Raw genomic sequence first — 9,955 nt, 5'->3', positions numbered from 1 at the left:
AGGGCGTCAGGTTTCCGTTGCGCCAAGCTACTCGCAGGCGCCTGGCAGAGTTAACCTAATGTCCGCCGAGATCAAATAGCCATTAATGTGGAGGCGGAAATGACTAGACCAATAATTCAAGGCCCCTACCGCACTTTCCGTCGTTTAAACGCGGGTGAGAGCTATCTGGAGTTTGAAGGCTCCACAATAACCATCCCTATGAAGGCCCGACAATCTCCTCGCGCGGCGTGGATGGAGGAAGAAATAAAACTGAACGCATTCATGAGACTGGAAGTGTTCCCAACATATTTGAACAACCTTCTGACTCGGGAGTTTCAATTCATTATAAGAGATTGGTATTTATACGGAAAGAGCGTAATGCTGAATCGCCTGTTTTTTAACGACCCCAGGGGGTTTTGGAGCGCAAAATATAATGATTATGTGCCGGCGACTGTAACATTTAGAGTTTCAAATAACTATGATGTATCGATTTTCGGCGATGTAGGATTGACAACGTCGGAGTTGTTTGCATCGCCTAGAGAGATTGAGCTTCGTAACCTCACAAGTCATCACCTTCGCACTTGGGTCGAGTTTCCTGAGTTGGATGAGGATCGAACGTATACATTCCCGCGAAGCAGTATCAATTGGCAGATATTGTTGTCGGACGTCCTGAAAAGCAGCGGCTTGGAAGACTCCGAGGAATTCAAAAACGCTAAAGCGCTGATAGTTTTTCATAAAAAACCAGTCAGCCTAGGCGACGATGGGAGTGCAAGTGACGACTTCGATATTAATGATGCCCGTGCTCGAGCCGACTACCTCTTGGGTGTTGGGGCCATCATCCCGGACCGACGGCGTAGAGGCGGGATAGAAATTCGCGCAGTGCCGCTGACGAGATACGGATTGAATGCGATGCGCGTCCAATTGGGCGGAAATACGGTACTGTCCCCCCTATATCGGCCGCGAGATCCCCTTGATATCCGATGGGGGCTCGCTTCCAGTCTGGACTTTGGGAAGTTGCTAAAGACTGTTGGGGGACAGAAATCCAAAACAATCTCGGGCGTCATCCGGATCGTGAGCCCCTCGAGAAGTCTCGGGACGGCCGACCAAAGGCCGGAACCAGGCGATCCGGCGGACTGTGCCGACTTCCCGGCACGGATAACCTACGCTATCAATTACGATATCACAGTCAACAAGGTGGCCTTCGTGGAAGACCAAGCAGGTATTGCGATTGCAGTCGGCGCGCAAGAAATACCACCAAGGGACGTGACTGTTGCTTTCGATAAGCCGCATCTAGGATATGTTCTGCAGCAATTTCTCGAATTTGGTCCCGGTCATTGCACCGGGATGCACGATATTACGGCTGAACAGTTCAAAGAGGGCGCAAATTTCTCAAGATATTGGAGTACGGTTCCACTTGATCCCACAGATCCGGACTGGGCCGGCTTCGAGGATTACGATCCGAGTAAGGAGTATTGAGGAGCCGAGATCGTGATCGCGAGGTGGGTACGCTTCGGCACAATATGTATGCTTTTCGGGTGTAAGAGCCTCCTCAAGTTGGGACTGATCGGCTTGATCGCCAAACGAGAGCGACTGCAATTTCATGCCGGTGCCGAAATGGCGCGCCTTGCGGAGAGATTGGGGCCCGCAGCAATCAAGTTGGCGCAGGCCGTTAGCGCCCGCCGTGACCTCCTGCCGGCAACTTTTTTGGAACCTCTGGGCAGGTTGCAGGACAACGTTCGTCCAATCACACGCAAGCAGGCTCGGTGTATTCTGGAGGCTGCTTATGGTCAGTCGATTTCCCGCATTTTTCGGAATCTCGGGGACTCTCCTATTGCGTCGGGGAGTGTCGCAGTTGTATTTCGAGGCACAACGGCAGAAGGTGATGACGTCGCGATCAAGGTGGTGAGGCCGGGCGTCGAAGCATCACTCCGCGCAGATTTGAGATGTGTACGGCTTGTAGCCAATGTTCTTGCGCGCCGGCGAAGCTTCTCAAGTATTCCGATCGTCGCTATTGTTGACGAATTGGCAGAATGCGTTCTGCGGCAATGCAATATGGAACTTGAGGCCAGTGCAGCAATCGAAATCGGGCAAGGATCGGCCGCGGGTGTAATAATACCCAAGCCGAGGAGAGAGCTGTCGAGTCGGCACGTGTTGGTGATGGATTTTGTTGAATCGGAAGCAAAATTCTCCGATAGAAGCGTCGAAATTCGTACCTTCGAGACGTGCTGCATCGAGCTTCTTCGCGCCGTATACAGGATGATATTTGTATTAGGGGTTGTGCATTGTGATCTTCATCCTGGAAACGTCGGCATAAGAAGTAATGGTGATATAGTACTATATGATTTCGGACTTGTTGCTATAGTCTCTGAGGGCGAAAGAAGACTATTTCGTGAGCTTTTCATTGCAGTCGCGCGTCGTGATGTGGCGGGGGTGGCGAAATGCATTATCGTTAGTTCAGTGGGTCGCCCGCCGCTTTTCGATGAGGCAGGCTTCAACCAGGAAATAGGGGCGATCGTCCAACAACGCGGTGGGCAACGTGCGGGCGAATTCTCGGTTGTTAACTTTGTCCGCGAGCTTTTTGAGATCCAGCGCCGCTATAAACTTGTAGGTACGCCCGGATTCGCCGGCGCGATTTGGGCTCTCTTGATGTTTGAGGGGTTGGTCAGAGAGCGCTTTCCCACCCTAGACTTTCAGGCAGAGGCCCTACCATTTGCCATTAGCGGGTTTCTTCAAGACCACCGCCGGCTCATATAGCCTGTTCCGATCGAGTCGTTTCTGACGGTCGAACGCGCGCGGCCGGCGGCCACCTGTCTTTTGCGCATCGGACGATTGACCCTCTTTCCTCTATGGACTGAAGACATCTGACTATCGGGGAACTGGGCATGTCTCCGTGAGTGTATCGTGATCCGCGAAAGACCAGCCATATTTATTCTCTTTGTGCTTTCGATACCGGGCGCCGGCGTGAGCGATGGATCTGTCGTTGGGAGATGATTACTATGCCGCTGACTCGGAAGACGATTTTTCTTGCGGGCTACCTCTACTTAGTTTTTGGGGCGGTTTGCTATTCTCAGGATTTGTTTGCGCCATTTTCTTCGCCGTTAGCTAAAGATGGCGGACAGATATTCGGACAAGCAGTCGGTGTGACGTCTATAGTGTTTGGTCCCGAGCCAAAGGGGCAGCCTGAGGTCATCCTATTCTCCGGACTTTTGGAGATACGGAAATCTCCTGTCTTGAGCTTGAATTCGAGTCAAAGGCAGATTGCAATTCAGTTCGATTCCCGCTCGCCGTCAGGTGTGGTGCTCGCACGTAGCGCCGCTACTACGTTGGGTTTTGTAAAAGTCGCTGTCGATCCGACGAAAGAATTCAGATCGGTCGGAATCCTAACTGAAGTTCCATCATCTGCTCATCATGGTCACGAGGCCGCTAATGGGACTGCAAAGCTATACTTAGTGTTTGAGCCAGGATTGGACTTTCATGGTCCGGCGTTCGGCCAGCTCCGAAATGCTGAAGCTGTAGAACTAAGCGGGCACATTCATCAGATTCCACCCATTACGAAGCCCCTAAAGCTTTCAAGGAATATGACACCCGATGAACTTATCAAAATGATGGACGACCTCGGAGACGCCGACAAGTGGACAGGTGCAAATGATCATCCGATTGCCCTGATAGATGAGAAGGGTCAAACTCAAGCTTGGTTTACACCTTATGTCCACGTCACCACCTTAACGGGTTTCTGCGGCGATGGCGTGGATAATGACGTAGATCAAAAGATTGACGAAGAGAACGGCGACAATGGCGATGACGATCACGATGGGTTCGTGGACGAAGATTCAACGTGTCCCAAGTGATTTGTCTCCCGCAATATTGCCCTGGCTCCAAGTATTATCAGTTTCAAAAGTTTGAGTTCTATGTCAGCCAACCGAGTGCTGTAAGTGATAGTTGTAATCGCTGCGCCAACCAGATGGCGCATAGCTGCATTCTCTGGTCAATGGGCAAGAGCTATCGATAATCCTATAACGCGTCGCCACAGGATGTGTCGACGCGGTGCCTGAGCTTACGCGCTCCCAGAGACAATCTGTCGCCGAACCTTGTGCCACATCGGTTGCCACCTGGCCCGGTGGTGGCCTAAAGCGAGAACCGCAACTGCGGCGTCACTTCAGACCTTCGCCGGTCCAGTGAAGACAGCGAGACGCCAAGCAGGCGTATGCCTTTGCGTGGCGGGAAGATAGGCGCGAGAAGCAGAGCGACTATCTCCTCGAGATCGCCGACACCTTGCAGAGGTGTCAGCACCGTCTTGCTGCGGGTGATCTGGCTGAAGTCGGCATACTTCACTTTGAGCGTCACTGTCTTCGCGCCGATTTCATTGGCCTCGCAGTAGCCCCAGACCTTCTCAATCAGCGGCTGAAGCCCTTCGCGCGCGGGCTCAAAGGAATGGATGTCCTGCGAAAAGGTGTCTTCCGCACCGACTGATTTCCGCACGCGGTCCGGTTTGACCAGACGATTGTCGATCCCGCGGGCGATCCCATAAAAATACGGTCCTGACTTCCCGAAATGTTCGACGAGAAAGTCTAGCGTTCTCTCCTTCAGGTCAGCTCCCGTCTCGATCCCGAGCCGATGCATCTTCTCGGCAGTCGCCGGCCCGACGCCGTGAAACTTCTTGACGGGCAGGCGCTCGACGAAGGCCGGACCGTTCTTCGGCGTAATGACAAACTGGCCGTCCGGCTTGTTCTGGTCGGATGCCATCTTTGCCAGGAACTTGTTGTAGGAAATGCCGGCGGATGCCGTGAGCCCGGTGGTCGTCTTGATCCGGGCGCGAATCTCCTCGGCGATCTCGGTGGCGATCTCCATGCCTTTGAGATTTTCGGTGACGTCGAGATAGGCTTCGTCGAGCGACAATGGCTCGATCATCGGCGTGTACTCGGCAAAGATCGTCCTTATCTGCAGCGAGACGGCCTTGTAGACATCGAAGCGCGGCCTGACGAAGACAAGCTCCGGGCATTTCCGCTGTGCAGTCACCGACGGCATGGCGGAATGAACGCCGAATTTTCGTGCCTCGTAGCTGGCGGCCGCCACGACACCGCGGGCAGCAGGACTGCCGACGGCAACCGGTACGCCTCGCAGCTCCGGATTGTCGCGCTGCTCGACCGATGCGTAGAAGGCGTCCATGTCGACATGCACGATCTTGCGCGGCCGCCCGTGGCTTTCTTCGCCTGTCATTATCTAGCTTCCATCAGCGAGACCATTACTCAAACATGGGAAGTGTGCCCCACACTTGTCACCCTTGGGCGTCTGCATCCGCTCGCAGCCCATGGCCATGCGTCGGCGGATCTCCGCGAAGCTGACACTTGCGCCAAACGCTTTCACCAAAAGTTTGCGCTCATGCGCGCAATGGCGGTCGCAGATACGGCAGATGAGTTCGACCACCGGCACCTTGTGATCTTTCAGTGTAGGGATCGCATCGTCCACAGGCCGCGTTCGGCGCATCCGAAAATATTCCTTCCTCGCCATCCGATTGAATCCGCTGGCGATTTTTCTGCTTTGCACTCGTGCTCAACTTCAGCGGGTTACATGCGCATTGAATCATTTATTCTATAAGAACAAATACAGAACATATTGCTGTTTCTCAAGCTGAAAACGGGTTGCCGTTGAAGGAGATCATGAAACCAGCCATCGCCCCAAACGCCGTCCTCGACGGCCTGCGAGAGCAGATCGCGCACCTGGAAAGCGCCAGTCGGCGCAACCGAGGCGTTTTGCCTTTCGGCGTGGCGCAGATCGACGAGCGGCTTCCGGGCGGTGGATTGGCCTATGGGGCGCTGCACGAGTGCGCCGGCGGCGGGGCGGGCACCGTCGATGGGGCCGCCGCCGCCCTGTTCGTGGCCGGGATAGCCGCTCGCACTCGTGGCAAGGTCGTCTGGTGCCTGACACGTCCCGACCTGTTCTTCCCGGCCCTGGCGCAGGCGGGTCTGCATCCGAACCGGGTCGTCTTCGTCGAGTCGGACAAGGAGGAGGACGTCCTTGCGAACATGGAGGAGGGCCTTTCATACGGCGGCCTCGGGGCGGTGATCGGCGAGATCGTCCGCCTGCCGATGGCCGCGTCCCGGCGGCTGCAACTCGCAGCCGAGAAGACCGGCACGATGGCGCTCGCAGTGCGGCGGTGGCGACGGCAGACCGAGGCCAGCGACTTCGGCCAGCCGACGGCGTCGACCACGCGCTGGAGGGTGAGCGTCATCCCGAGCGTGGAACTGCCGGTTCCGGCGTCGGGCGGGCGAGATGGCTTCTGGAACTGATGAGGGTGAAAGCGGGTGAGTGCGCCGAGTTCGAAGTAGGAGCCTGCGATGCCGAGGGTCGTATCGATATTTTTTCCCGATCTGCCGACGGACAGGATCAGGCGGGCCGATCCCGCCATTCCCGTTGAGGAGGCGATCGCCGTCATTTCGAAGAGCGGCTCCAAGCCCTGGGTGTCGGCCGCCGATCCCGCGGCCAGAAAGGCTGGCGTTCATGTGGGCATGCCGGCCGCCAGGGCGCAGGCGCTCTCCCAGGGTCTCCGGATGATCGACGCCGATGCCGCCGCCGATGCAGCGGCGCTCGACCGCATCACCATGTGGGCGCTCAGCCAGTATTCGCCGATCGTCGCCATCGACCCGCCGGACGGCATCGTCATGGATACGGAGGGCGCTGACCACCTGCAGGGCGGCGAGGAGCGTATGTTGACGAGCATCGCCAACCGCTTCCGTGCCAAGGGCCTGGCAGCACGGGTCGCCATAGCGGACACGTGGGGTGCCGCCCACGCATGCGCCCGTGCCATCAACCGGGAAACCGTCGTCGTCCCGAGTGGGGAGGCTATCCGGGCTGTCGAGCGTCTTCCGATCTCGCTGCTGCGGCTGCCCGAGAAGATCGTCAGCGATTTGCGCACGCTAGGCTTTCGCACGATTGGGGAGCTTTCGGCAACGCCGCGCGCTCCCTTGACGCTTCGCTTCGGACCGGAAGTGGTTCGCCGTCTCGAGCCCGGCTCTTCGCCTCCTTCGGGACTGACGAACAGTCGAGCCGAGTATCATAGAGGCTGCTCGCCTTATCTGAAATCGGCAGCCTCATCGGAACTGTCCGAGGCCTTTAGGGATTACCTCGTCCGTTGCCTGCCAGCACAGGAGGCACCGGCGCGAGCTATGAGGATGACATGACAGGAAGCGACGCACTCCGCGAGGAGATTTATCGGCTTGCCGCGGCGGCCGAGGCCGATCCGGAAACAACGTCGAATTTGAAGTCGCTGGCTGTCCAGCTCTGGGCAAACTTCGACGAGTTCACGGTCGAGGACTTGGAGGACATCTTGCGGGACGAATGGAGGACTCGCGGTCTGCCGTTCAACGATAACGTGGAAATATAGTGATTGCGTGAGATCGTCTTTCGCAAGCGGGCGAGGTGAATGGGCCTGAGCCTCGCCGTCTTCGAGAATCGGCGAGTTCCTTGGTCCCGATACCGCTTTGGAAGTGGATGACCTCGTGGAGTCAGATCGAGATCTCCCGGTCGGGACGTCCCTCATTGTGCACGCTCGAAACCACCGATGAACTGCTCCGCAACCCGAAAAGCGGCTCCAGTATAGCCGCCGGTTTGGAATTTCCATGATTGCAGAAGGGAGTTCTTGGTCGACCGGCCGCCCGCGAACCATCGGTACCAAGGTTTAATGCGGGACTGCCTAAAGCGGGTTTGAAAAGGGTGCTCCGGATCAGGGGCAGACACCCTTTTCGTGCTGAGTTTTAAGGCTCCAGCGGAATGGAAATTAGCAGAGAGAGTGCTGTCTACCATCGGACCGAAGTCCGAGCCACTCGCAATAATTCGTCGAATTCAGTGCGCTAGCGGGTGAGATCAAGCCGGGTACCAATTCGACTCCCTGGATCCGCAGTGATGTCGTCGGTCGACGGCGCCAACGGAGGCGGGTCGATCTCCCGGCGATGACGCAGATTTAGTATCGCGTCCCAGTCGAACTCCATCCCCTGCAAGGCCGAGTACATCGCCAATCCGACCGCTTGCGCCACGACCGGTGCGACTGCGTTCCCGATCTGATCGGCTACGCTCGGAATGCCACCGACGAATTGCCAGTCGTCCGGGAAGCCCTGCAGACGGGCGCGCATCCGGTTGGTAAGGCGGGGGACAAATCCTTCCGTCCGGGCGTCCTCGTCGGTGGGGGCGGTCTTCGCGATCGGGGCATAGGCGACTCCATTGCGGAGCCACCGAGCCTTCTCGCCTTTATGGCCGCTGCCCTTGTAGCCGCGGATCGTATCCGCAAGAATTCCAGTTCGGATCAGATTTCCGGCATTGTCGATGACGGCCATCTCGCGCATACGACTGACCCAGTCGCCGGCGCCACTCCAGCCGTTTGCACCCATTAGATCGGCGACGGCGTCGCCCATGTTATTTGCCATCTTCGGAAACTTCGGAGGCATCCGGAAGGAGCCTGACAAGTCCTTGCGAAGCCCCACGAGAAGGACGCGCGACCGATTCTGCGCGACGCCGTAGTCACGTGTGTTAATGCGCTCAATGACGGTCTCGTAGCCGGCCTTCGAAAACTGTCGGAGCGCCGCTGCTACATGGTCCGCATGGTTGGCATGAAGGAGCCCGTCGACATTTTCGAGGATGAACGCCTTCGGGCGTACTTCCCTGACTGCTCGGACCGCCTCCGGAAGGAGATCGTTTTCGTCCGACTTTCCCTTGCGTTCACCGATCGTTGAGTAGGGCGTGCACGGAACGCCGCCCGCCAGCAGGTCGACCTTGCCCTTATACGGGGTGAAATCCACCTTCCGAACGTCGGCCTCGACCACGGGCCAATTCGGCCGGTTCCTCCGGAGCGTCGCCGCGGCTTGCCTATCGATTTCGATCAGAGCCACCGGCTGGAACCCCGCTCGCTCGAGACCGAGGGCCATGCCGCCGCCTCCGGCACACAATTCCAGAACTCTCAGGTGATATCTCTTCGGCGGCAACTCGGTCAGACCCTTGGGGAGGTGGGCGAGTGCGAAAACCTTCCTGGGTCGGCCGGTCATGACCTGCAGGGCGTCGACTGCCGTTGGGCCTATGTCGGATGCCTTCAGGCCGAATCCGAATTTGTTGTCGAAGCTATCGTCTCGGAAGCGCTTCAGCGCGTGATGCGCGCGGCCCACCCGATATGCCGGAGTGTTTTCCTTCAAATCAGGAAGGGGAGGGTGCCCGGCGCCGAACAAGGTTTCGAACTCGCCCAGCAGGACTCCCGCGCGTTCACGAATGTCGGGGGGAACCGAGTTGTTCTCCGTCCGCCGCTTCCGGACATCGTCGACGAACGCAGACATCTTCGCTTCGAAGGCGGCGACGGTCGTCTTCGTCTGCTTTCGGGCAGCCGCCGCCACGAGCTTGCGGTTCCTCGCGGCCAAGGACTCGGCGACCGTCAGCTTCGCTTCCGAGAGCCTTCGCCGAATGACGGCGACGTCCTTCGAGTCGATCTGGGCGCCGATCTGCATCCGCTCGAGGACCTCCTGCCGGGCTTCGACATCGGCCGCGACGAGTGCCTTGATGACAGGAAAGGAAGCGCGTGCCTTTCGAAGGATGTCCTGAGAACCCTTCAGCGCCCTCGCAAATCCCACGTATGTCGACAGCTCGACGGCCGGAAGATTGCATCTTGCCTTCAGGAAGGCCTTCGCCTCCGCGGAGGGGACGATCTCCGTCAGCTTTTCGACCTCGGCTGCCATCTGCAGGACGCGGTCGGTCATCTGCTCCTGAAGTTTCAGGATGCGTGCTCGAGCGTCGGAAAGCGCCTGCGCCTTTGGGTCGATGTCGGGCATGAAGAAAGTGTCCCCTTTCGGGACGTCCATACGACATCGGATCTTTCAGGGCCGGTAAGCTGATCGGTAAAATGCAAGCAATCTCAATGATTCGGGTCGTCCGCCGACACTAACTTAATCGATACCGGAACCGCGGGATCTGACTCGCACAATAGGAGCGATGCCAGATGAAG

7 protein-coding genes and 2 pseudogenes are annotated in these 9,955 nt (G+C 57.5%); 6 read left to right on the top strand and 3 right to left on the bottom strand.

Annotated features, from left to right (window positions below):
* Nucleotides 1-99: 99 nt before the first annotated feature.
* The 3 genes from OLZ32_RS08080 (at nucleotide 100) to OLZ32_RS08070 (ending at nucleotide 3,827) form a co-directional block, all read left to right on the top strand.
* A complete protein-coding gene (locus tag OLZ32_RS08080; RefSeq protein ID WP_264420489.1) occupies nucleotides 100-1,455 on the top strand; it encodes a hypothetical protein in 1,356 nt (451 codons plus the stop codon).
* A gap of 78 nt (nucleotides 1,456-1,533) precedes the next feature.
* Nucleotides 1,534-2,733, top strand: coding sequence for an ABC1 kinase family protein (locus tag OLZ32_RS08075; RefSeq protein ID WP_264420487.1), 1,200 nt, complete (start codon nucleotides 1,534-1,536; stop codon nucleotides 2,731-2,733).
* A gap of 242 nt (nucleotides 2,734-2,975) precedes the next feature.
* Nucleotides 2,976-3,827 carry a hypothetical protein gene (locus OLZ32_RS08070; protein WP_264420485.1) on the top strand — a complete coding sequence of 284 codons (852 nt, stop codon included), beginning with the start codon at nucleotides 2,976-2,978 and terminating at the stop codon, nucleotides 3,825-3,827.
* A 277-nt stretch (nucleotides 3,828-4,104) separates the two neighbouring features.
* Here OLZ32_RS08070 and dinB read toward each other — a convergent pair whose 3' ends face one another.
* Both dinB and OLZ32_RS08060 read right to left on the bottom strand, forming a co-directional pair.
* A complete protein-coding gene (gene dinB, locus OLZ32_RS08065) occupies nucleotides 4,105-5,196 on the bottom strand; it encodes a DNA polymerase IV (protein WP_264420482.1) in 1,092 nt (363 codons plus the stop codon).
* Between the two features lie 3 nt (nucleotides 5,197-5,199).
* On the bottom strand, nucleotides 5,200-5,463 hold the full coding sequence (locus OLZ32_RS08060) for a hypothetical protein (RefSeq protein ID WP_264420641.1): 264 nt from the start codon (nucleotides 5,461-5,463) through the stop codon (nucleotides 5,200-5,202).
* A gap of 173 nt (nucleotides 5,464-5,636) precedes the next feature.
* Between OLZ32_RS08060 and OLZ32_RS08055 the strand changes: the two are divergent.
* The 3 genes and pseudogenes from OLZ32_RS08055 (at nucleotide 5,637) to OLZ32_RS08045 (ending at nucleotide 7,360) form a co-directional block, all read left to right on the top strand.
* Nucleotides 5,637-6,394: pseudogene (locus tag OLZ32_RS08055) on the top strand (ImuA family protein).
* A pseudogene (locus OLZ32_RS08050) lies at nucleotides 6,315-6,983 on the top strand (Y-family DNA polymerase); the annotation flags it as partial. The pseudogenes OLZ32_RS08055 and OLZ32_RS08050, both read left to right, overlap by 80 nt.
* Before the next feature lie 170 nt (nucleotides 6,984-7,153).
* Nucleotides 7,154-7,360, top strand: a complete 207-nt coding sequence (locus OLZ32_RS08045) for a hypothetical protein (protein WP_222409545.1) — start codon at nucleotides 7,154-7,156, stop codon at nucleotides 7,358-7,360.
* Between the two features lie 466 nt (nucleotides 7,361-7,826).
* On the opposite strand, the gene OLZ32_RS08040 is transcribed toward OLZ32_RS08045, so the two are convergent.
* The gene (locus tag OLZ32_RS08040) at nucleotides 7,827-9,782 is read right to left on the bottom strand and encodes a DNA cytosine methyltransferase (protein WP_264420477.1); all 1,956 of its coding nucleotides are present in this window, start codon (nucleotides 9,780-9,782) and stop codon (nucleotides 7,827-7,829) included.
* Between the last annotated feature and the right edge of the window lie 173 nt (nucleotides 9,783-9,955).

Origin of the sequence: Rhizobium acaciae (assembly GCF_025941625.1) — a bacterium.
Classification (GTDB): Bacteria; Pseudomonadota; Alphaproteobacteria; order Rhizobiales; family Rhizobiaceae; genus Rhizobium; species Rhizobium acaciae.
This window is presented reverse-complemented; position numbering and strand designations above follow the sequence as displayed.

Excerpts from the sequence above, each read along its gene's own strand:
- OLZ32_RS08045 (WP_222409545.1), top strand. The coding sequence starts at position 7,154 with ATGACAGGAAGCGACGCACTCCGCGAGGAGATTTATCGGCTTGCCGCG.
- OLZ32_RS08060 (WP_264420641.1), bottom strand. The coding sequence starts at position 5,463 with ATGCGCCGAACGCGGCCTGTGGACGATGCGATCCCTACACTGAAAGAT.
- OLZ32_RS08040 (WP_264420477.1), bottom strand. The coding sequence starts at position 9,782 with ATGCCCGACATCGACCCAAAGGCGCAGGCGCTTTCCGACGCTCGAGCA.
- dinB (WP_264420482.1), bottom strand. The coding sequence starts at position 5,196 with ATGACAGGCGAAGAAAGCCACGGGCGGCCGCGCAAGATCGTGCATGTC.
- OLZ32_RS08070 (WP_264420485.1), top strand. The coding sequence starts at position 2,976 with ATGCCGCTGACTCGGAAGACGATTTTTCTTGCGGGCTACCTCTACTTA.
- OLZ32_RS08080 (WP_264420489.1), top strand. The coding sequence starts at position 100 with ATGACTAGACCAATAATTCAAGGCCCCTACCGCACTTTCCGTCGTTTA.